Below are 22,780 nucleotides of genomic sequence, written 5' to 3' on the forward strand. Positions count from 1 at the left end.
GATGAAACAAATGGTTCGATTAGCCGTAAGTCTGTTGTGCCTGATGGCGGGAATGGGCACTCTCAAAGCGGAAGCTGAACGTCCCAACATTCTGGTCATTCTCTGTGATGATTTGGGGTATGGGGACCTGGGGCTCACAGGCTCGACCGAAATCAAAACACCGGTGCTGGATAAGCTGGCTGCGAACGGGGCGATCTGTTCCAACGGGTATGTCACACACCCGTATTGCGGACCGTCCCGCGCCGGTTTAATTACCGGTCGCTATCAGGCGCGGTTCGGTATGGAGATCAATCCGAGCTATTCGCCTTATGACCGCACGATGGGATTACCACTGACCGAACGGACATTTGCAGATCGTCTGCAGAAAGTCGGCTACCGGACGGGCGTGATTGGAAAGTGGCATATGGGGGCGGCTCCCGAGTTTCATCCGAACAACCGCGGCTTTGACTATTTCTACGGATTCCTTTCCGGCGGTCATACCTATTTCCCGGAACAGGTGAGCAGTAATGAGCCGTTGGTGAATGATCAGCAGAAAATGATTTACCATGTGAATGAAGGCTGCCTGCTGCCGCTGATGCGGAACAACAATGCCGCCGAGTTTGATGAGTATCTGACCACGGCCCTGAGTCGCGATGCTGCGCGTTTCGTGCAGCGTAGTGAATCTCCATTCTGTTTATACCTCGCGTACAACGCCCCGCATGCTCCATTGGAAGCGCCGGAAGAGCTGATTGCTGAATATGCCCATATTCAGGATCCGCAACGGCGGATTTATGCCGCGATGGTCGATGCGATGGATCAGGGGATCGGCATGATAGTTGATGCACTGGCGGAGAGCGGGAAACTTGATAATACGCTGATCTTCTTCCTTTCGGATAATGGTGGAATTTTTCCCAAGCCCTTTAAAAACAAATATGATGCATGGGGTGATAGCGGCCCGTTTAAACGGGGCAAGGGAAGCATGATGGAAGGGGGTAGTCATGTGCCGTTCATCGCGCACTGGCCCGCAAAGATTAAAAGAGGCACGGTGATCGACGGGTTGGTTTCTTCACTGGATATTGCGGCAACCGCCGTGGCTATCGGAAACGGCGATGCATCCGGCCATGAGTTGGAAGGAGTGAACCTCGTTCCATATTTCACGGGCGAAAAAACGGATTCCCCTCATGAAACCCTATTTTGGCGCACCAATAATAATACATCGTGGGCGGTGAGGACGGTTAAAGCCAAATATCTAAAAGAGAGCTGGAACCATCCGGACGGAATTCAGTTGTTTGATATGCAGAACGACCCATATGAAGATCAGAATATATTGGCTCAGCGCCCGGAGATGCGGGCCGAACTCGCGCAACGGTGGAACATGTGGAACGCCGGGAATATAAATAACATTCTTGATGAAGCTCCGGTCTATCACAGCAAACGGCTTCAACTTTTTGAAGAGCAGTATCAAAAGAAGATTAAAGACGCGGCAAAGAAAAAGCCCTTGGTTATTGAGTAGCACGGAGGAATCATGACAACGATGTTCAGCAAGAGATTTGTAGCTGTAGGGTTAATCGTCTTGAGTGGTTGCTTCAGTGCCGATGGAGCAAAGGATCAGAACGAGAATTGGAACCTTCCCAAGGTGGTCGAGGCGACGGCGAGTGATAAGACGAAGGTGAAGTATCGCGAGGTAAAGGATGCGCTACCGATTCGTAAAACGAAGTACATGATCCGGGTTCCGGAAAACTGGAACGGCACGCTCCTGAATGATCTGGATTATTGCAAGAAAGCCGATTCCTACATGAGCATGTTGCTGTTGGAAAAAGGATATGCCCTGTCGGGAACGGTCCGCCGGCCGGATCGGGGGCAAAGCTATGATCCTGCCCACGAGGCCCACGACTTTATCTGCATCTTTGATATCTTCGAGTCCACGTTTGGAAAACCGAAGCGGATTATTCAGCTGGGATGTTCCGGCGGTGGGACGGTGACGCTTTCCATGGTCGAAAAATATTCGGATCGGATCGATGGCGGAATTGCGGCGTGTGCGGCAACGAGTCAGTGGATGGCCAACATGCATCTGGATGGATTGTTTGTGATGCAGTCGCTGATTGCGCCGGAGCTGCCGATTGTTGATCTGGTCGATTACGAAAATCAGAAACTTGAAGCACTCGGGGAGAAATGGAAAGTGGCCATCGATGAAGCACAACAGACGCCTGAAGGACGTGCCCGCATTGCCCTCGCGATAACCATTGGTCAGTGGCCGGCATGGGGCGGTCGTGGTGAGGCTCCGGTTATAAAGCCGGACCCGACGAATGTGCGTGCCCTGCAGGAGAGTATGTGCCATAGCATGGCCATGCTGCTCCCCAACAGCAGGACCAAGGGAACCACCATGCTGGAACGTGCAGGCCGTGGGCAGCTGAGATCAAATGTCGGGTTGGATTATGCGGAACTCTTTGAAAATGGAAATACGCACTATAAAGCCGCAGTAAAATCCCTCTATCAGGAAGCAGGTATACGGATCGAAGACGATTTGAAAACAATCAATGCCGCTCCGCGTATCAAATCGGATCCGGCGGCGATTAAATATTGGAGTGCGTTAGGGCGCACGCATGTTGGAGAGCCGAAGGTGCCCCTGCTTCGAATCCATACCAGCGGAGACGGCCTGGTTTATCCGGTGCTGACGCAGGGCTATGAAGAGCTGGTTCGGCAAAAGGGATATTCAGATCTGTTCCGCAGTGCCTATGTCGACAACTGGGGACATTGCATGTTCAGTACGGGAGAATGGTTGGCTTCCATTGAAACGGTGATGCAGCGCTTGGATTCCGGAGTTTGGCCGGACACCGATCCTGCTTCCATGAATGAACGGGCAAAGCAATTGGAACCGCTCTCTAAAACCCGTTTCTTCGATTTCCCGGGAGTGGAACAATTCAACCGCGCCTGGGTTCCAACGGTGAATGATTATATGGGTACACAGGAATAAATTAATAGGCATAGGGGCTATGTAGTCTGATAGTGAGGTGTGTCCTCCCTTTGGATCTATTTCTTTTGGCTAGTTTGACCGTAGTCCATAGCGGTGTATTCTATTTGGAAATCGTAATATTTCTGTGTGGAAGGCACGGGATACATAAGGAGACGAATGTGAATTTGACGAGAAGAACAGGTTTGTTTGCGGGCGCAGCGGCAACAGCTGGAATGTTAGTGCCGGGTCGTGTGTTAGGTGCGAATGGGAAGCTGAATGTCGGCATTGTCGGGGCGGGCGGCATGGGGCGTATGTGCGTTGGAGTGTCCGGCGGACAGAACATTGTTGCTTTTGCCGATGTGGATGCGGTGCGTGCTGCGCCTTCATATCAGAAACACCCCAATGTTCCGGTTTTTACCGATTTCCGCAAAATGCTGGATAAGCATCATAAGGAACTGGATGTGGTGCTGATTTCAACTCCGGACCATACTCACTTTGCTTCGACCCTTGCGGCTATGGAACGCGGGCTGCATGTATTCACCCAAAAACCGCTGACCCACGATATCTGGCAGGCGCGTACGCTCCAGAAAGCAGCGCACCAGTACGGCGTTAAAAATGTGATGGGCAACCAAGGGCGTTGCTTTGATGGAATTCGTCAGATCAAGGAATGGATTGATGCAGGATTGCTCGGCGATGTGACCGAAGTTCACGCTTGGACGGTTCGACCTTACCCAGGTTGGGGCAGTCCGGATGGTCCTTTCCCGCGCCCGAAACAGCCCATTCCGGAAACGTTGGATTGGGACAACTGGCAGGGCCCGGTTCCGCACCGTGACTATAACGAATGCTACCTTCCGAATAACTGGCGCGCCTGGTGGGACTTTGGCAACTCAGCCATGGGCGATATTGGTTGTCACTTACTGGATTCGGTCTATTGGGCCTGTGATCTGACCGGCCCGGTTTCTGTCAATTCGGAAGCCGATGTGTTTAATGAGCAGGTTACGGGGCGTGACGGTATCGTTCGGTTTAAATATCCGGCCCGTGGGAAACATGTGCCACTCACGGTTCACTGGTATGAAGGCGGGCTGAAGCCGGATGTGCCGGAAGGATTTGATTATGGTACCGAGCTGCCGAATGAAGGTATTCTGATTAAAGGAACAAAACGCACGATTTATCATCCCGGTATCCGCGCGGATAATCCGGTAATTCTGATGAGCCGGAAAGACTGGTACACCTTCCGAAAAACCGAACTGCCGGAGCCAACCATTCCGCGTCTGAAGTCCAAGAGCCCAGTGGCCGAACTGTTTAATGCGATCAAAGGCGGCCCGAAAGTAGGCTCGGACTTTGACTACGCAGCACCGCTGACGGAACTCTGTTGCTTGGGTGGCATTGCTCGCCGTACGGGTAAACAGCTCGACTGGGATCCAGAGAAAATGGAGTTCAAAGATGCGAGTCTGAATAAATACATCAAAGCTCCGGTCCGTAAAGGTTGGGATGCCGGCGAAGACCTTTGGAGGCAGAGATGATGCGGAAACTGATTTCAGTTGTTTGGGTGATTGCAGCGGTTTGTACTGCATTACAAACAGTGGCTGCTCCGAAAAACTTCATCATTATTTTGGCGGATGATCAGGGGTATGGGGATCTGAGCTGTTTTGGTTCCAAACGGATTCAGTCGCCGAACATTGATCGGCTGGCGAGTGAAGGAATGCGAATGACGCAGTTCTATATGGCGTCATCGGTCTGCTCTCCATCGCGGGCCGGCATGTTGACCGGGCGCATGCCCAAACGGGTAGGAGTGCCAAGGGTGTTGTTTCCGCATTCCACGACCGGGCTGCCGCCGGAAGAGGTGACGATTGCAGAAATTCTCAAAACGAAAGATTACGCTACGGCGCTTGTGGGTAAATGGCATTTGGGTCACCAGAAACAATTCCTGCCTACCAACCAAGGTTTCGATTCATACTTTGGAATTCCGTACAGCAACAACATGTCAACGTCACCTGATCTAGCCGTTGCGAAGAACGTGAAGTTTGCACAGGGCTGGACTGCGGATAAGCTGAAGCAGGATCTAGCCGCAATTAAGGCCGATTCTAAATCAAGAAATAATCTCGCGCCGCTGATGCGAGGCAACGAAGTGATTGAATATCCCGTGGACCAGAGCCAGCTCACAAAGCGCTATACTGAGGAGGCCGTTCGTTTCATTCACGAGAACAAGGATCGCAGCTTTTTCCTGTACCTTGCTCACGCGATGCCCCACGTGCCCATCTTTGCATCTGATGCGTTCAAAGGATCCGGCGAGAATCCATTCTGCGATTCTATCCATGAAATTGACTGGAGCGTTGGTGAAGTGATGAAAGCCTTGAAAGACACGGGGCTCGATCAGGATACCTTTGTTATCTACACCTCCGACAACGGACCGGCAAGCGCTGGGTCGGCGGGGCCTCTGAGAGGAAGAAAGTTTATGACCTTTGAAGGCGGTGTTCGTGTGCCGACGGTGATCTGGTCACCCGGTGAAGTTCCGGCCGGTGTCGTCTGCGATGAAATGGTGTCGGCACTGGATCTTCTTCCTACCATTGCCGGTTATGTCGGCGCCAAAATTCCGGTCGACCGTGTTTATGATGGACAGGATGTTGCCGATCTCCTTGCGGGGAAAACCGGCACCTCTCCACGTAATGTGAACTATTACTACCAGGCCACGCAGCCGGATATTGATGGGATACGCGTGGGGGACTGGAAGTTCCTGCACAAGGGCGGTCGAAATAGAAAGGGCCAGAAACCGCGAACCTTTGAACCGATGCTTTTCAACCTCAAGGAAGATCCTCGAGAGAAGAATAATTTATATAAATCCAATCCGGAAAAGGTTGAGGAGCTGAAGAAAAAAATGAACGAGTTCGACGCGTCGATTAAGTGAAATAGTAGCTACTGAGTTTATTCAACGCAAAGGTACAAAGGACTGTAAGCGTCCGACTTTTCACCCCTGTTCGGAGTCACGGGCGGCTTTCCATTCTGCGGGGGTGTAGTCCTTAGCGGTAGGGTTGGTCATGTACGGTGAATGGATTCTGGGGTTATTGGAAGGAACGGTGTACCAGCCTGACAAGAGGTCACATTTGTGTGACATGAGTGGCATTTTCGTTCGAGACGTTATTGCATGTCGCAGTGCGGGGCCGCCGAGACGGCGACGATACTTACCGCAGGTGTTTTTCCTGCCCTTTTTGGGGAGAAATCTTTCAAACATTGGAAAAACAAATCCCGAGCTCATTCGGAACGCAGCTGGAAGCATCGCCTGCGGTTCCCGGGGCGAAGCAGTGCTGGGTAACTCCTTCTTGTTCTTTTGGCTAGGTTTCTTCCTGTACTAAAAATCCCGATATTATCGTTCCTTGTGTAGTCGCCTTTAGCGCGCAGGGAGCTGGGGCTCTTTGTAATGAATGCGGGGGTATGCCGGCGAGTCTCTGCAACTGAGAAATCAAGAGGAGTCAAATTATGAATAAAAAGTTAGTACTATCAGGTGCGCTTCTGCTGGTTACAACCGTTGCTCAAGCGACGACGAAGCCCAACGTGGTCATTTTCTTTGCGGATGATATCAGTGCGCGCGAGTTTCCGGTTTATGGAAGCTCGGTTTGGACGGCGCCCGATGCGTCGAACACATCCGACCCGAAGTATCGGGCCAAAACGCCCGTGATGGACAAGCTGGCACAGGATGGCTGCTGGATTAAAACGGCCTGGGCTTCCGTGGTGTGCAACCCGAGCCGCGCCATGATGATGTCGGGGCGTTATGCCTATATGACCAAATGGTGGAACAATGGGGACCGGGGCCGCGGCCACGATGAAAACGGCAAGCTGGTCAACACCTGGCCGGTCTACATGAGTTCTCCGCTGCTGATCGGGCATGTGGCGCAGAAGGCGGGCTATGGCACGTATTGGTCCGGCAAAACCCAGATGGCTGGCAGTTATAAAAAGCACGGCTTTGACGAAGGCTGTTTTACGCCCGGTGGCCTGAGCGATAATGATAATCCCTACACCGACTTTAAGCACAGGCCCATCAAGGGCACAAAAAAGGAAGTTATCAATGTGGATACCGGCAAGCCGGTGGAAACCTATTGGCAACACGGCTGGTATTGGTATCCGCATGTGAAGTTGATGAATCACCCGACCGCTCCTGGTGAAATTGTCTGGTGGCCGAATACGCCGGAGGCAAAGAAAAACTTCGGCCCGCACACCTATGGTCCGGATGTGGAGCTGGACTTTGCATTCGATTTCATGGAACGGAAGCACACAGAAGGCAAGCCGTTCTTTGTCTACCACACTTCTCATCTCGGGCACGATGCGTTCAACTGGCTCGATCCGGACTACAAAAAGTGGCCGAAGAGCAAATGGCCAAATGCGCCGATCGTAAAGTGGGACGGCAAGAAGTACGCCCGCACCGAGCCGAGGATCACCGGAGACAAGGGGGAGTATGATACGCACGGAACCGTAACCGAGCCGGGGATCCATAATCATATTAACTATATCGATTACCAGATCTGGCTCTATCAGCAAAAGCTGGAAAAGATGGGGATCGCCGATAACACCGTAATCATTGTCTGCGCCGACAACGGCACCAGCGGGTATGGAAAGATCAGCCCGGAGGTGCAGAAAGGCTGCCACATCCCAATGATCATCTATGCGCCGGGCATGAAAAAACACGGCGAGCAGGATGTGCTGATGAGCGTGGCGGACGTTATGCCGACCATTGCCGATCTCGTCGGTTACAAGATTCCGGAGGACTATAAGATCGACGGAAAAAGCATGGTTCCGTTTCTGTTCTCCGACCAGAAAGAGCACCGCGACTGGATCTACAGCTATCGCGGGCCGGAGCAGTTTATTCGCGGTAAGAAGGTGCTCAAAGACGGCCGGGGCAAATGGTTTGATGTCTCGACTGATCAAGACGATCTGATCAGCTTTGATGAAATTAAAAACTGGGGGGCGGTATTGGAAGTGCACCGGGCCGAGCAGGAAAAGCTGCTGGAAATTCTGCCGACTTATGATCTCTATTTCGACGAGTACAATGAACCGGGTGTTACGGACTCTCCAAACCGGAAAACTAAAAAATATTACCGCAAGACAAAGGACTCATAAAGAGGAGGAAGGACGATGAAAATTGCTGAAGGATATTCAAAACGGGTGTGTGCGCTGCTGTCATCGATATTGACCATTGCTTCAATGGCCGGGGCGTCGAGCGATGTTCGTGCCCATTGGACGATGAATGATGGTGCTGGAACAGATTTGACGGACAGCTCAGGAAATGGAAATACGCTGGTCGGCAAAAATTTTGCATATAGCCAGGGGCTGAACAGTGCAGCCGTCTCCCTGAAAACCGACGGCGAACTCCGCGCCGAAAACAGTGAGAGCCTGAATCCGGCCGATGCGATCACGGTTGAAGCGTGGATTCGCCCCTGGGAACCGAATTTTCAGGATTCTCCTACCTTTGTTTTTAAAGATGGATCGTATGTGCTGAGCTTTGTTCCCGGCAAAAAAGTCGGGTTCCGGTTGTGGGTGGGCGGGAAAGAACATTTACTGAGCTCCAAAAAAACCGATTGGAAAAAATCGGTCTGGTATCATGTTGTCGGGGCTTACGACGGCAGGAAGATGCGTTTGTATGTTGATGGTAAGCTGGACAACGAAGTTCCAATGTCTGGAAAAATTGATGCAAGCGATTCGCCGGTCTTCGTTGGAACCGCGAATGGAAAGCACTTCCTCTGGAATCCGATCGATGAAGTACGGATTTTCGGCCGGGCGCTTGCTGTGGATGAAATCAATAAAGCCACGCTGGCTGGAAAGTTTGAAGCAGAGCGTATGGACGCCCGGCATGCCGCGTTTTTTCACAAGGGTGAAAAGCGAAAGCCGAAGGCCGTGGTTCCGGGCTATATCTGGGTCGATGCGGAAGATTTCGATGAGTATGGCGGCTGGTGGATGGAAACCCAGTTTGTTCCGCAGGTCGGTTCGCCCTATATGCTCGCAGCGGGCACCGGGGAACCAGTGGAAGACGCGGTTACCACCGTTAATGTTGAAAAACCGGGAACCTATAAGCTGTGGGTGCGCAACCGCAACTGGGTTAAGGATCACAATCCGGGCACATTCAATGTGTCTGTGAACGGGAAAAAATCGGATACCGTATTCGGCACCGAACCGATTGAAGAGTGGGTCTGGCAGGATGGCGGAATCTTTGAGCTGGAAGCCGGAGACGTTGAACTGAAGCTACACGACCTGACCGGTTGGTATGGCCGTTGCGATGCGATCATTTTAACGCGCGACATGTACTATATTCCACCGTTTGTGCTCGAGGGCTACAAGGGTGAACAACGCCGCCTGACCGGTCGCGGAGCCGCCGAAAAGACCGAGGGCGATTACGATGTGGTTGTGGTGGGCGCAGGAGCTGCAGGTATCAATGCGGCAATTTCTTCGGCGCGCATGGGGGCTAAAACTGCGCTGATCCAGAACCGTCCAATGATTGGAGGAAACAACAGCACCGAAATGGGCGTGCCGATTCTTGGCCCGGCGGACTTTGGCAAGAAGAATGCCCGAGAGGGCGGCCTGAACGAAGAGATCGGCCGGTTGCGCTCTTTCAATTTTATGCAGAAGTGGAGCAATGGCGCCGAGGTGATTGCGGCAGGGGAAAAGAACCTTACGATTTTCCTCAACACCCACGTCTATGACGTTGAACGCACTGAAGGAAACCGCATCGTGGCGGTGCGCGCATTCGATATGATTGACGGTCACCTAAGCCGTTATGAGGGCAAGCAGTTTATCGACTGCACGGGCGATGCCTGGGTCGGCTACTATGCCGGTGCCGAGCTGATGCGCGGCCGCGAGCCCCGCTGGATGTTTAATGAAAGCAATGCGCCCGAAGAAGCGGACATTATGACGATGAGCGGTGCACTGATGCATTCCCATACGCTCGGGTACAACAGTGTGGATACCGGGAAGCCGGAGCCGTTTTCCGGTCCGGACTGGGTGTGGGATCTTTCCTTCAATACCACCAATCTGCAGGCCCGCAAAGGCTATGAGAAGACACATAAGAGCGGTTCATGGTGGCATGAGAACCGGAATGATGTAGATGATCTGTGGAACCCGGAAGCGGCGCGCGACGGATTGATCCGCGTGAGCGTAAGCTATTGGGACTGGATAAAAAATGTCTCAGACAGCAAGGAAAAGGCGGCCAACCGCAAACTGCTGCCTTTGCCGGTTACCAATGCCAAGCGTGAAACCGTGCGTCTGGTCGGCGATTTTGTTCTTAAACAGGATGATCTGGTAGAAACAGTATGGTTTGAGGATGCCATTGGTCATGGCGGCTGGGGATTGGATATCCATCATCCGGATGCCATTTTTTCAACGGAAGGGCCCTTCGACTTCAATACACATATATCCATGTATAATGTTCCTTTCCGTATGCTCTATTCAAAGAATGTCCCGAACCTCATGATGGCTGGGCGCAATGTTTCCTGCACACATGTTGCTCTGGGTACGGTGCGAGTGCAGGGCACAACGGGCATGATGGGCCAGGCGGTCGGAACCGCTGCGGCCATGTGCGTTCGTTATGGAACCGACCCGCGCGGCATCTACCAAAAGCATATCACCGAGCTTCAGCAGCAGCTGCTGAAGGATGACCAGTATATCATTGGCCTGCGGAACGAAGACCTTAACGATCTGGCGCTGGACGCGGGCGTCTCTGCTTCCAGCGAAAAGTCGGCCTTGTTCAGCGCGCAGAATGTGCTCAGCGGCGTTTCCAGAATTGTCGGCGATCAAATGAATATGTGGGCATCGGATCCGGCTCAGGACATGCCGCAATGGCTCGAGGTAAAATTCCGCAAACCGAAAGAAGTCAATGCGGTGTACCTGACATTCGATACGGATCTGAACGATGCCAAGCGCGCTACATGGGAATGGAAAGACGATGAACGCATGCCTCCCGAATGTGTCCGCGATTATCAGGTGCAGCTCTTTGACGGTTCAATCTGGACCACGGTTGCTGCAGTGACGGGCAACTACCAGCGCCGTCGTATCCACCGTTTCCCTTCGACCAAGGCATCGAAAATCAAGGTGGTCGTCAACGCAACGAACGGTGATCAGTCTGCACGTGTTTATGAAGTCCGTGCCTACAACGAATAGACTGCAGGAGTGAGAGGATGAAGAGACGAAATTTCACAGCAATAATTCTGGCAACGACCGTCACGGCATCAGTCGCAAAACGGGAGGCCAAGCCCAACTTGCTGGTCATTCAGACCGACGAGCATAACTTTCGCACGCTTGGCTGCTATCGCGAGTTGATGAGCGATGACCAGGCGTATGTCTGGGGCAAAGGGGTTAAGGTTGATACGCCCAATCTCGACCGTGTGGCGGACGAAGGCGCGATCTGTACCAGTTACTATTCCTCCTGCCCGGTCTGCACGCCATCGCGCGCCTCCTTCGTAACCGGGCTCTATCCGATTGCCACCGGATCACCGCTCAACGACATGCCTCTCCACGATGGGCTTCCAACCTTTGGAAGCGTGCTGCAGGACCAGGGCTATGCTACGGCCTACGTCGGCAAGTGGCATCTGGACGGAGAGGCAAAGCCAGGCTTTGAACCACCTCGCAAATTCGGGTTTTCCGACAACCGCTATATGATGAACCGCGGCCATTGGAAAGGGCTGGCGCACGAAAACGGCAAACCGATTGTCATTGAGCACAACCCCAAGACGCAAAGCCAAAAATTTAATGTATCAAAGGCGACGCCCGAAAATTATACCACCGACTTTCTCACCAGCCGTGCGATCGAAATCATGGAGCGCGATAAAGGCAAGCCGTTCTGCGTGGTGCTCTCCATTCCCGACCCGCACGATCCAAATCCGGTGCGACCGCCCTACAATACGATGTTCGAGGATCTTAAGTTTGAAGAGCCGCGCACGATGGGTGAGTCGTCTGAAACCAAGCCCAAATGGGCTTACGAGCGTCAGGAGTCCGGGCTGAAGCAAAAGCACATGCAGGACTACTTCGGCATGGTTAAGTGCATCGACGATAACGTCGGCCGTCTGCTCCAGTTTCTCGAAGCCAACGGTCTTGATGAAAATACGATTGTGGTGTTCACCGCCGACCATGGCGACTTGCTCTACGAGCACAACCGACGCAATAAAGGCATGCCCTATGAGGCCTCGGCCAAGATCCCGTTCCTAATCCGATGGCCGGGCAAGATCCGTCCCGGCAAGATCATCAATACGCCGTACAATACCAGCGACTTTCCGCCGACTATTTTGGGCGTGATGGGAGCGCCAGCGATTCCGGGTGCGCACGGTGTCAATGATGCCAAGGCATTCCTTTCGCCGGATAAGGTCGTGAACAGCAAAGCAATGACCTACGTCAGTGGGCCGAGTGCCAGTTGGGCCGGATTGTTCGGGGATCGCTATAAGTTTGTTCTCTCGCATAAAGATGTTCCGTGGCTATTCGACCTGAAAAAGGATCCCAATGAGCTGACCAACTTTGCCACGAATCCGGAATATGCCCGGATTGTTCAATCTATGGAAAAAGAACTGGATAAGCGGATAAAGCACTTCAATGATCCGGTTTTGAAAAACAAAATCATCTACACGGGAGACCAATCCTAATGAGTTCTTTTTTTAAACTAACCATCATTGTAGTCCTGCTTTCTTCTGGCGCATCAGGTCTACTGGCTGATGTGAGCCTGCCGAACATCTTCAGCGACCACATGGTGCTGCAGCGGAATCAGGAAAACCCGGCCTGGGGCAAAGCGGATCCCGGCGAAAAGGTAACCGTATCGATTGCAGGGCAGTCGCATGAAACCGTTGCCGATGCATTAGGCAACTGGCGGGTGAAGCTAAAGCCAATGAAGGCAACATCACAACCGCAGGTTCTTCAAGTTTCAGGTTTCAAGTCTCAAGTTTCCATCTCCGACGTCTTCGTCGGAGAGGTCTGGATGTGTTCGGGGCAGTCGAACATGGCGTGGTCGATTGATTCCATTAATGACTATGACATGGAGATTGCGACGGCCAACTATCCGAATATCCGCCTGCTGGCGGTTCCAAGGGTTGGAACGCAGGAGCCACAGTTTAATATTGATGCCCGCTGGAAGGTCTGCACTCCCGAAAACGTCAAAGGCTTTACCGCGCCCGGATTTCTTTTCGGACGACGTTTGCACCATGCGCTGAATGTGCCGATTGGGCTGATCTACAATGCTTGGGGCGGTTCCGACTTGGAAGCGTGGTTGCCGCGCAAAGTGCTGGAAGATGCAGGGCAGGATGAATACTTGGCCGAGTGGGACGACTATCTGGCCGGATATTCCGATGAGTTTCTAGCGAATGAAAAGGTTGAATATAAGAAATGGGTGGAGGCCGGGAAGCCCGGCAAGAAAAAGTTTCCCCCGCGCGATGTCCGCACGGCTCAGAAGCGGCCGTCCAATATTTATAACGGGGTGCTGTTTCCAACCATTGGTTACGGCATCAAAGGCGTCGTCTGGTGCCAAGGCGAGAGCAACATCGGGCGCGCCTATGAATACCGCTCCCTCTTTCCGCTGCTGATCAATACCTGGCGCGAGCTATGGGATCAGGATGACCTCCCATTCTACTGGATTCAGCTGGCCGACTTTAATGAGGAAGTTGCCGAGCCGGGCGAAAGCGGCTGGGCCGAGCTGCGTGAAGCGCAGACCATGACCTTGTCACTTCCAAACACAGGAGAAGCTGTGGTGATTGACCTCGGGGAGGCGCGCGATATTCACTACCGCAACAAGCAGACGACTGCCGCCCGGCTGGCGCGCCATGCGCTGGCCAAAGACTATGGATTTAAGATCGCCACCGAAAGCCCGCGTTTCCAATCATTGGAAATCGAAGGCAATAAAGCCGTCCTTAAATTTGATCACGTAGCCACCCATCTTTACGCATTCGACGTTCCGGAGGTGAAGGGCTTCGCCATTGCGGGGGCGGACAAGAAGTTTTATTGGGCTGACGCTAAAATCGTCGGCAAAAACAAGGTTGAGGCCTCTTCGGAAAACGTGCCCACGCCGGTCGCGGTGCGCTATGGCTGGGCGAATAACCCCGTGGTCAATCTTTACGACCGCAACAGCCTGCCGGTCACTCCGTTCCGAACTGATGACTGGCCAGTCGGAAGCATGGGAAGAAAGACGCTCTATCGGTGATGATTAAGTTTTAGACCTATGCACAGCAGCAAAAGGAAAGGTGAAGCTATGGATATCTCAAGAAGAACAGGTTTGTTTGCCGGTGGCGCTTTGGCTGCCGGTTCCATGATTCCCGGCAAGGTGCTGGGAGCGAATGAAAAACTCAGCATCGCTTGCGTCGGCATTGCCCACATGGGTTATTCGGCGGTTAAAACGGCAAACGAAGAGCATCTGGCCGCCATCTGCGATGTCGACTGGCGCGATCGCAGTGCCGGGGTTTGGAAAAAAACGTGCCCCATTGAAGTGGCGGCCGAATTCCCTGACGCCGCTAAGTTCAATGACTTCCGGGAAATGATTGATTCTTTGGGCGACAAGATCGATGCGGTATTTGTCGCCACACCCGACCATGCGCATTTTCCGGCCGCCATGGCGGCGATGGAAAAGGGCAAACATGTTTTTGTCCAGAAACCGCTGGCCCACAATATCTGGCAAACCCGCACATTGCAGAAAGCGATGCACAAATACGGTGTGCAGACCAACATGGGCAATCAGGGGCACACGTTTGAAGGCATGCGCCTGATTGTTGAATGGGTGCAGGCCGGAATTCTGGGCGAAGTCCGCGAAGTCCATTGCTGGACCGACCGGCCTACGCCTAACTGGTTCCCGCTGCCGTCATCCTATCCGCCACCCGGCACGCCGGTTCCTGACGGACTGGAGTGGGATCTGTGGCAGGGCCCGGTTCCGTCTAAGAAATACAGTCCCGAATATATGCCGACCCGCTGGCGCGGTTGGTGGGACTATGGCGTAGGAGCACTCGGCGACATTGGCTGTCATTGCCTCGATGCGCCGTTCTGGGCGTTGGAACTGGGCATGCCGAGCTCGGTGGAGGTGGAGCTCGACCAACCGGTCAATGACCAGTTTACGGTCTATGGGGCGCATGTCATCTACAACTTCCCGGCGCGAGGCGGCAAGCCACCAGTAAAACTCCATTGGTACGAAGGCCGGCCGCGTCCGCCGAAACTGCCCGGCATGACGGAACTGCTAGGGAATGGGATGTATATGGTCGGTTCAGAAGAGACGCTATACGCCGCGGAAATGCGACCGCAAAGTCCGATGCTTTGGCCACGCGAAAATATGGTGAAGTATAAAGACATTTTAAAGCTGCGCCCTTTGTCGCGCGTGAGCGGCGGTCCCATCAGAGAACTGATTGGGGCGATCAAAGGCGGTCCGGCCTGCGGATCAAACTTTGACTATGCCGCTCCGTTGACGGAAGTGGTGCTGCTGGGCGGCATCGCAATCCGTACCGGAAAACGGATCGAGTGGGACGCAAAGAACATGCGCATCACCAACCATCCGGAACTCAACGCACTGATCAAAGAGCCGGTCCGCAAGGGCTGGAGCTTTGGTGAAAATTTGTGAGGGTAGGTGGACTCTACATGGATATGATGAAATATATTAATGTTTTTTCTCTGATGGCCGGCGTGCTTTTAGTCGCGGGGTTGGGTGCTGATGCTGCAAGCAAATTTAAAAAAGGAGAGGATCCTATGTCTGTGTGTCTCAATATCAAAGATTTCGGGGCCAAGGGGGATGGCAAGAGCGATGACACTCCCGCGCTGCTGAAAGCCATGGAGAAGGCAAAGTCCGGGAATGGAACGATCTGGTTCCCGACCGGCACCTACTGCATCCATCCGGTTAAGGTGCCTTCGCATATTGCTCTGAAGGGTGCTTCCAACTGGGGCTATGAAAACAAGGGAAAGAAAGATCCTGAGTTCGAAGGACGCACGATACTCAAAGCGCTTTCAGGCGATGCCCGTGCGCTGCTGGATTGTCACGACACGCGGGGTACGCGGATCATCGGACTTACGCTGGATGGCAACAAGCTGGGCAAATCCATGCATGGCATCTATGCGCGCCACACGGGATGCGAGCTGCATTTGGTTATTGAAGATTGCCGCATCAACCATTTTACCGGTTCCGGCATCCGGCTGGAGAAGGCCTGGGTGTTTGCGATTCGCCGCTGCCTGATTATGTGGAACGATGAACATGGAATCGACTGCACGGGCGGCTACGACGGCTGGGTGATTGATACGATGCTGACGGCCAATGCCGGCGCCGGTTTTTATGCCGGTGGTGAAGCGCCGAAAGGGATGGACGAAAAAGAAAAGAAAGCCATCGGGTTCTTTGGAAGCGCGTCCGTTATGCTAACGGCCAACCGGATAGAATGGAACCGTGCAGGGGGCATCATCCTGAACGGTGCGAATTCCATGCAGATCAACGGTTGCTCGATTGATCATAACTTTGGCCCCGGAATCATGATGACGGATTCAACGGCGAATACCGTTTCCGGATGCAAGGTCCGCACCAATGGGGTGGATTGCGAAGGTGAAAAGAGCTGCCAGATCCGTCTGGAGGACTGCAACGGAACTGCCGTTACAGGAAACACCCTCTGGGGCTGGTTTAATCGCGGGGAATATGACTATAAAGAGGCGGATCCGCTATATGGGATGATTCTTAAGAACCTGAACGGCTGCGTTGTCGCGAATAACGCCATGTACCACGCTTCAAGCCTAAAAGGCATTCACGACCATGGCGGACACGAAGCAACGGTGATTGAAAACAACACATACGTGAAACCGACAAAATAACACGACGTTAAGAATGAAGATGACAGGCTTATTGTTTTTGTAATTCAGGTACAAGCAACGCTGAAAAACTTCACGATCATTCTGCCGACCTGTTTGTACAAACCGACAACTAGATAATTACCATTGGGAAAGAAGGTTATTAATGACACTGCGTCTTTTATTTTCTCTTACGCTGTTCGGTGCTGCTGTTTGCTGGGGTGATCAGCCTAACGTCTTGTTCATCTGCATCGACGACATGCGCCCGCAGTTGGGGGCGTATGGGCATGACTATATGATTACGCCGAACCTGGACCAATTGGCATCCGAGGGGCGGTTGTTCAATCATCACTATGCGCAGGTGCCAACCTGCGGGCCGTCAAGGGCCTGTATGCTGACGGGCAAGAACCTGAAGAAAAAGTCGGAAATTAGCCACCCTCATCTGGCCCAAACGCTCGCGGGTACCGCCGAGCCGGGTTCCCCGGAAACCTTCATTCACCATTTTAAAAAGAACGGGTACTACACGGTCGGCATGGGCAAGATCAGCCACAGCGGCAGTGGATGGCATATTGATAAGAAAACGAAAAAGGGGGCGCACGAGCTGCCACACAGCTGGAACGAATATCTTCCAGATACTGGAAGCCGTTGGGGCAAGCAGGATCAGGTGCACGATTATGCGTATGGCAAAGATCGCAAGGCTGACTCCATGCCACCTTATGAATGTCTGGAATTGGAGGATGAAGATTATCCGGACGGGCGATTGGCTCAACGCGCAGTAAATAAACTCGGTGAATTGGCCGAAAGCGACCAACCGGTTTTTATGGCCGTTGGTTTCTTCAAGCCGCATCTTCCATTCGCTGCGCCGAAAAAATACTGGGACCTATACGATCGCGCGAAAATTCCGCTCTCTCCGAACCCGGATTTGCCAGATGCGGTGGACTCCGTCTTCCTGCACGGCAGCAATGAGTTTTTCGCCCAGTATCCCGGCGGACGTGAAAAGGGCGGGGCGGGCAAGCGCCTGTCCGATGACTATGCGCGCGAGATCCGGCACGCCAACTTTGCGGCCGTCACCTATATGGATGCGCAGGTGGGTAAAGTGTTGGATCAACTGAAGGCAACGGGTCTGGACAAAAATACGATCGTGGTGGTTTGGGGCGATCACGGCTGGCATCTGGGCGACCACACCATCTGGGGGAAGCACAGCACCTTTGAGCGTGCGCTGAACAGTCTGCTGCTCGTGAAAGTTCCAAACATTGGGAAACCGGGCGTGGCCGCTGACGGGCTGGTTGCGACGATCGATATTTATCCCACGCTCTGCGAACTCGCCGGGCTTCAGAAACCCGAGGGTTTGGCCGGAGAAAGTTTTGTTGATGTGGTGAACGATCCTTCGAATCCCGGTAAGCCGCAGGTGATCAGCTATTGGCGCGACATTCTGAGCATGCGCACAGACCGTTATCGTTTGGCGCTTTTTAATGACGGGAAAGAACAAAGGGTGATGTTGTTTGACCATGAAGCGGATCCGAACGAAACACGCAATGTGGCAGAGGAATATCTGGAGGTAGTCGAACGCCTGACGGCATTGATGAAAACAAATAACCGGGGCTTTCTGCCCGGACTGGAGTAGATGAGAATGAAGGCTTTGATGGTTGCATCGTTTGTTGTCGCGGTATCGGTCGTTGCGGAACAGCCGCGGTACGAACCCAATTGGACATCGCTGCGCCGGCACGAAATGCCGGAGTGGATGGATGGCATGAAGTTTGGCATCTATTGCCACTGGGGTCCGCAGACGATCCAGCTGACAAACAAGGATAAGGAGCTGGACCGGCTCCAAGCACTGGAGCTATGGACGGGAGAAAAGTTTGATGCTTCTGCTTGGGCGGACCTGTTTGAAAAAGCGGGCGCGCAATTTGCCGGCCCGGTGGCGTGGCATGGTTCCGGATTGCTGAACTGGGACAGTGAATTTTCAGACTGGACCACGGCGAAAAAGGGGCCAAAAATCGATATCGTAGGCGAGCTGGTTTCCGAAATCCGGAAACGCGATATGAAGGTGCTCGCCTCCTTTCACAATAACTACACGATCTGGGGCCCGGTTTCGAAAAGCGATCCGACCTACCTCGATCCGGACAAAGAAGATTCACCGCTATACACGGCCAATGAAGGACGGCGGGATGAAAAGCTGTTGGAGGGCTGGTATGCCCGGATGGCGGAGGCTGCAGATAAATACAAGCCGGACATGATTTGGGTTGATACCAGCTTCGGCGGCACGGTTGGATCCGAACTTCAGGGCCGCAGCATTTCCGGACGGCATTTGCCGGGAAAAGGAAACGAGCTTCGGACCATTCCGGAACCATATCAGCAGCAATATTTGGCGCACCTGTTCAACTCCGCAGCTAAAGACGGGCGTGAAGTGGAGTTTATCTATAAGTCGTTCGACATTCCGCCGGGCATTGGCATGCGCGATATTGAAAACGGAAGTCTGATCGGCTTGCAGTATGATCCCTGGATGGCCGACATCAACATGGCGCACCACATGGAGTGGGGCACGCCGTGGTTCTACAATCCAAACAATCCCATGAAGGATGCGAACCTTCTGGTGGATCTTCTGGTGGATCTGGTCAGTAAGAACGGGCGGATGCTGTTGAGCATTCCGCCGCTGGCGGACGGCACGTTCACAGAAGATCAGGTAACGCAGCTGACCGCATTGGGCGACTGGCTGCGCCTTAACGGCGAAGCAATTTATGACACCGTTCCCTGGTCCTACTTTGGCGAAGGGCCGACCGAAGAAACCAATCCCGGACACCACAAGCACGGCATCTGGGATGAAAAGGATAAATATATCCCGAAGTGGACGAAGGATGACATCCGCTTCACGCAGAACGGCAAGAACCTCTACGCCATTGTGCTCGGCTGGCCGGGCGAAGCGCTGAGCATCCGCACGCTGGGCCATGCGGGAAAACTCTATCCGGGCGACATACAATCCATTAGCCTTCTCGGCTCAGATGAAAAGATGGAGTGGGAGCAGACCGCCGATACGCTGACGGTTAAATTCCCGAAAGAAAAGCCGTGCGACTTTGCATACGTGCTGAAAATTGAACGGAACTAGCAGGGGGCAGAGATGAACAGAAGATATTATATGGGTGCATTGCTGGCCGGAACGGCCATGTCGTCGTACGCGATGAGTGCTTTCCGTCTGAAAAAGGATCAAATGAAAAACGGATTGGGCAGAAGCTCGTTCAACGAGGGCTGGCGCTTCCGGTTGGGCGCCGCCGAGGGTGCGGAAGCTTCCGCATATGGCGACTCCGACTGGCGCGCGCTCGATCTCCCGCACGACTGGGCGATTGAAGGGCCGTTCGATGTCAAATACAACGCGCGTTGCGGCGGCCTGCCGTTCCACGGCACCGGCTGGTACCGCAAAACCTTCGACGTCCCCGCCGAAGCCAAAGGCAACGTCGTGTCTGTCACGTTCGATGGCGCGATGTATAACGCGCATGTTTGGGTCAACGGCCATTTTCTGGGCAGCCGGCCGTACGGCTACAGCGAGTTTCAATATGATTTGAGCGACCACCTGAACTATGGCGGCGCGAACGTTATCGCCGTGAAGCTTTCGCCGGAAGATCTTTCCTCGCGCTGGTATCCTGGCGCAGGGATCTACCGCAACGTCTGGCTGGATGTCCGCAATCCGGTGCATGTGGCGCAGTGGGGGACGTATGTCACGACGCCGGTGGTTTCCGCTGCTCAGGCCGCGGTCAGGGTGGAAACAACGCTGGTGGGCGACGGCGCGGTGGAGTATGAAATTTTTGACCCCAAAGGCAGAACGGTGGCCGTTGGAGCAGATCCGCTTCTTTTCGTCGAAAAACCAAAACTGTGGGACATCGATTCGCCGCATCTCTATGTGCTGCGCACCACCGTCCGAGTGGAGAGCGAGGTGGTGGACCAGGTGGAGACCCGCTTCGGCATCCGCACGTTGGAATTCCTAAAGTCCGGCTTCAAGCTGAACGGCCGGCCGGTGCGGATCCAGGGCGTTTGCCTGCACCACGACAACGGCCCGCTCGGCGCCGCAATCTATCGCCGCGCCGACGAGCGCAAGCTTCAGATTATGAAGCAAATGGGCGTCAACTCGGTGCGCACCAGCCACAACCCGCCGTCGAACGAGCTGCTGGATCTGTGCGACGAGCTCGGCATTCTGGTGCAGGACGAGGCGTTCGACGTTTGGCTGAAGCCGAAGGTGGAGAACGGCTACAACAAGTTTTTTGCGGAGTGGGGCGAGCGCGACATCAAGGACATGGTCCGGCGCGACCGCAACCATCCCTCCGTTTTTATGTGGAGCATCGGCAACGAAATTCTGGAGCAGGGCAATGCCGAGAACGGAAACCGCATGGCCAAGCAGTTGAACGACTACGTCAAGGCAGTCGATTCCACGCGCCCGACGACCTGTGGGTTCAACTGGTGGCCCGGGCCGTACGAAAACGGCATGGCTTCGCAGATTGATATTGCCGGGATGAACTATAAGCCGCTCGCCTACGGTGCGCCGGTGAATGAATTTTTGCCGAGCAATCCGGTGGTCGGTTCCGAAACGTCCTCCTGCACCAGCAGTCGCGGCGTCTACCATCTGCCGATCGAAAAATACAAGACGCATGAATCGAAGCAGGTCACCAGCTATGATTTGATCGGCCCGCCGTGGGCCTACCCGCCGGATGTGGAGTTCGACGCGCTGGAAAAGAACCCGGAGATTCTCGGCGAATATATTTGGACCGGCTTCGACTATCTCGGCGAACCGACGCCCTACGGCGGGAAGGACAACAGCACCAACGGCTATTGGAATGCCGACTGGCCGGCGCGCAGCTCCTATTTCGGCGCGGTCGACCTCTGCGGTTTTCCGAAGGACCGCTTCTATCTCTACCAGAGCCAGTGGACCCAGGAGCCGATGGTGCATGTGCTGCCGCACTGGAACTGGGAAGGCGCCGGCCACGAAACGATTCCGGTCTATGCCTACACCAACTGCGAAGAGGTGGAGCTGTTCGTGAACGGAAAATCATTCGGGCGCAAGGTCAAGGGCAAGGATCTGACGAAGCTGCTGGTTAAGTTCAACCGCTACGAAGGCGATACCTTCATGTCGAAATACCGCCTGTCGTGGGACGTGCCGTACAGCCCCGGCAGCCTCAAGGTGATCGGCTACATCGCCGGCAAGGCCGTAGCGGAGAAGGAAATCACGACGGCCGGCGTGCCGGCAAAGGTCCGGTTGCTGCCCGACCGCAAAAAAATCGATGCCGACGGCACCGACCTCTCGTATGTGACCGTCCGGATCGAGGATGCCAACGGCAACTTTTGCCCGCTGGCCGACAATACGGTGCAGTTTAAGGTGGAGGGCGCGGGAACCATCGCCGCCGTCGGCAACGGCAACGCCGCCACCACCGCACCTTTCATCGCCGACCACCGCGACGCCTTCAGCGGGCTTTGCATGCTGATCGTCAAAGCGGGCAAAGCGGGTGGAAAAATTGAAATCAACGCTGCGTCGGAGGGGCTCGAAGCAGACCAGACCGTGCTGACCGTACGGTAGGATTGGAGAAGAACTATGATGAGTGCGCCAAGCAAAGCTGGCACACATAAGCTGGACAATCCAGCCTGCGCAAAGTTTAGCCAACAGCGCAGAACGAACTATACGGCTAAGGAGGTAACGAATTAGTTGAAGCTATAGTGTAGGCGATTTGTCAGCCACAATGCGAAAGCGTGAAGGTGTTGAGCCCCGAAATAATTCTATTGTTGCAAGAGGACCAAAGGTTTCATTTCCTGGAAGTCAGTATCGGTATATTCGCTAAGGGCAAGAATATATCGGCGTGCCGGGGTCTAAGTCCGTGGCGGATAAATTAACTGTGTGTGTCGGAACTTGGGAGAGCCAAAATGTTCCAAGGAAGCCGAAGAAGAGCCGGGCAAAGGTGATGATGCGGTATGTGGTTTTGGCAGTCGGACTAACTCATAGTAGAGGAGTAAATAGGGTAATGCCTAATGAGAACAATAAGTTCACTCGAAGGGGTTAGCAGTTAAGCGTAAAGAGTAATGAGAGAGTTTTGTGCTATCCACAGAGGTAGATAAGGC

At 53.8% G+C, this 22,780-nt stretch carries 13 protein-coding genes; all 13 read left to right on the forward strand.

Features of this window, described 5'->3' with window-relative positions; all coding sequences use genetic code 11:
• Nucleotide 1 precedes the first annotated feature (1 nt).
• The 13 genes from SCARR_RS22200 to SCARR_RS22260 all read left to right on the forward strand — a co-directional run bounded on the left by SCARR_RS22200 (nucleotide 2) and on the right by SCARR_RS22260 (nucleotide 22,244).
• Nucleotides 2–1,492 carry a sulfatase family protein gene (locus SCARR_RS22200; RefSeq protein ID WP_136063829.1) on the forward strand — a complete coding sequence of 497 codons (1,491 nt, stop codon included), beginning with the start codon at nucleotides 2–4 and terminating at the stop codon, nucleotides 1,490–1,492.
• Nucleotides 1,493–1,504: 12 nt separating this feature from the next.
• On the forward strand, nucleotides 1,505–2,953 hold the full coding sequence (locus tag SCARR_RS22205) for an alpha/beta hydrolase (RefSeq protein ID WP_136063830.1): 1,449 nt from the start codon (nucleotides 1,505–1,507) through the stop codon (nucleotides 2,951–2,953).
• A 164-nt stretch (nucleotides 2,954–3,117) separates the two neighbouring features.
• Nucleotides 3,118–4,455, forward strand: a complete 1,338-nt coding sequence (locus tag SCARR_RS22210) for a Gfo/Idh/MocA family protein (protein WP_136063831.1) — start codon at nucleotides 3,118–3,120, stop codon at nucleotides 4,453–4,455.
• Nucleotides 4,452–5,837: a sulfatase family protein gene (locus SCARR_RS22215; RefSeq protein ID WP_222846401.1), complete on the forward strand. Its 1,386-nt coding sequence runs from the start codon at nucleotides 4,452–4,454 to the stop codon at nucleotides 5,835–5,837. The genes SCARR_RS22210 and SCARR_RS22215 overlap by 4 nt, the downstream gene beginning before the upstream one ends.
• A 569-nt stretch (nucleotides 5,838–6,406) precedes the next feature.
• The gene (locus tag SCARR_RS22220; protein ID WP_136063832.1) at nucleotides 6,407–8,041 is read left to right on the forward strand and encodes a sulfatase-like hydrolase/transferase; all 1,635 of its coding nucleotides are present in this window, start codon (nucleotides 6,407–6,409) and stop codon (nucleotides 8,039–8,041) included.
• Between the two features lie 15 nt (nucleotides 8,042–8,056).
• Nucleotides 8,057–11,071 carry an FAD-dependent oxidoreductase gene (locus SCARR_RS22225; RefSeq protein WP_222846402.1) on the forward strand — a complete coding sequence of 1,005 codons (3,015 nt, stop codon included), beginning with the start codon at nucleotides 8,057–8,059 and terminating at the stop codon, nucleotides 11,069–11,071.
• 17 nt (nucleotides 11,072–11,088) lie between these two features.
• The gene (locus SCARR_RS22230; RefSeq protein WP_136063833.1) at nucleotides 11,089–12,543 is read left to right on the forward strand and encodes a sulfatase family protein; all 1,455 of its coding nucleotides are present in this window, start codon (nucleotides 11,089–11,091) and stop codon (nucleotides 12,541–12,543) included.
• Nucleotides 12,543–14,087, forward strand: coding sequence for a sialate O-acetylesterase (locus SCARR_RS22235; protein WP_136063834.1), 1,545 nt, complete (start codon nucleotides 12,543–12,545; stop codon nucleotides 14,085–14,087). The genes SCARR_RS22230 and SCARR_RS22235 overlap by 1 nt, the downstream gene beginning before the upstream one ends.
• 48 nt (nucleotides 14,088–14,135) lie before the next feature.
• On the forward strand, nucleotides 14,136–15,485 hold the full coding sequence (locus SCARR_RS22240) for a Gfo/Idh/MocA family protein (RefSeq protein ID WP_168433530.1): 1,350 nt from the start codon (nucleotides 14,136–14,138) through the stop codon (nucleotides 15,483–15,485).
• A 125-nt stretch (nucleotides 15,486–15,610) separates the two neighbouring features.
• On the forward strand, nucleotides 15,611–16,711 hold the full coding sequence (locus SCARR_RS22245) for a right-handed parallel beta-helix repeat-containing protein (RefSeq protein WP_168433531.1): 1,101 nt from the start codon (nucleotides 15,611–15,613) through the stop codon (nucleotides 16,709–16,711).
• 142 nt (nucleotides 16,712–16,853) lie between these two features.
• Nucleotides 16,854–18,311, forward strand: a complete 1,458-nt coding sequence (locus tag SCARR_RS22250) for a sulfatase (RefSeq protein WP_136063837.1) — start codon at nucleotides 16,854–16,856, stop codon at nucleotides 18,309–18,311.
• Nucleotides 18,312–18,317: 6 nt separating this feature from the next.
• Nucleotides 18,318–19,790 (forward strand): alpha-L-fucosidase, encoded by a 1,473-nt coding sequence (locus SCARR_RS22255; protein ID WP_168433532.1) that lies wholly within the window; start codon nucleotides 18,318–18,320, stop codon nucleotides 19,788–19,790.
• Nucleotides 19,791–19,802: 12 nt separating this feature from the next.
• A complete protein-coding gene (locus SCARR_RS22260; RefSeq protein ID WP_222846403.1) occupies nucleotides 19,803–22,244 on the forward strand; it encodes a glycoside hydrolase family 2 TIM barrel-domain containing protein in 2,442 nt (813 codons plus the stop codon).
• Nucleotides 22,245–22,780 lie beyond the last annotated feature (536 nt).

It is taken from the genome of Pontiella sulfatireligans (assembly GCF_900890705.1).
GTDB lineage: Bacteria > Verrucomicrobiota > Kiritimatiellia > Kiritimatiellales > Pontiellaceae > Pontiella > Pontiella sulfatireligans.

Excerpts from the sequence above, each read along its gene's own strand:
- SCARR_RS22220 (WP_136063832.1), top strand. The coding sequence starts at position 6,407 with ATGAATAAAAAGTTAGTACTATCAGGTGCGCTTCTGCTGGTTACAACC.
- SCARR_RS22240 (WP_168433530.1), top strand. The coding sequence starts at position 14,136 with ATGGATATCTCAAGAAGAACAGGTTTGTTTGCCGGTGGCGCTTTGGCT.
- SCARR_RS22230 (WP_136063833.1), top strand. The coding sequence starts at position 11,089 with ATGAAGAGACGAAATTTCACAGCAATAATTCTGGCAACGACCGTCACG.
- SCARR_RS22200 (WP_136063829.1), top strand. The coding sequence starts at position 2 with ATGAAACAAATGGTTCGATTAGCCGTAAGTCTGTTGTGCCTGATGGCG.
- SCARR_RS22215 (WP_222846401.1), top strand. The coding sequence starts at position 4,452 with ATGATGCGGAAACTGATTTCAGTTGTTTGGGTGATTGCAGCGGTTTGT.
- SCARR_RS22255 (WP_168433532.1), top strand. The coding sequence starts at position 18,318 with ATGAAGGCTTTGATGGTTGCATCGTTTGTTGTCGCGGTATCGGTCGTT.
- SCARR_RS22225 (WP_222846402.1), top strand. The coding sequence starts at position 8,057 with ATGAAAATTGCTGAAGGATATTCAAAACGGGTGTGTGCGCTGCTGTCA.
- SCARR_RS22235 (WP_136063834.1), top strand. The coding sequence starts at position 12,543 with ATGAGTTCTTTTTTTAAACTAACCATCATTGTAGTCCTGCTTTCTTCT.
- SCARR_RS22260 (WP_222846403.1), top strand. The coding sequence starts at position 19,803 with ATGAACAGAAGATATTATATGGGTGCATTGCTGGCCGGAACGGCCATG.
- SCARR_RS22205 (WP_136063830.1), top strand. The coding sequence starts at position 1,505 with ATGACAACGATGTTCAGCAAGAGATTTGTAGCTGTAGGGTTAATCGTC.
- SCARR_RS22250 (WP_136063837.1), top strand. The coding sequence starts at position 16,854 with ATGACACTGCGTCTTTTATTTTCTCTTACGCTGTTCGGTGCTGCTGTT.
- SCARR_RS22245 (WP_168433531.1), top strand. The coding sequence starts at position 15,611 with ATGTCTGTGTGTCTCAATATCAAAGATTTCGGGGCCAAGGGGGATGGC.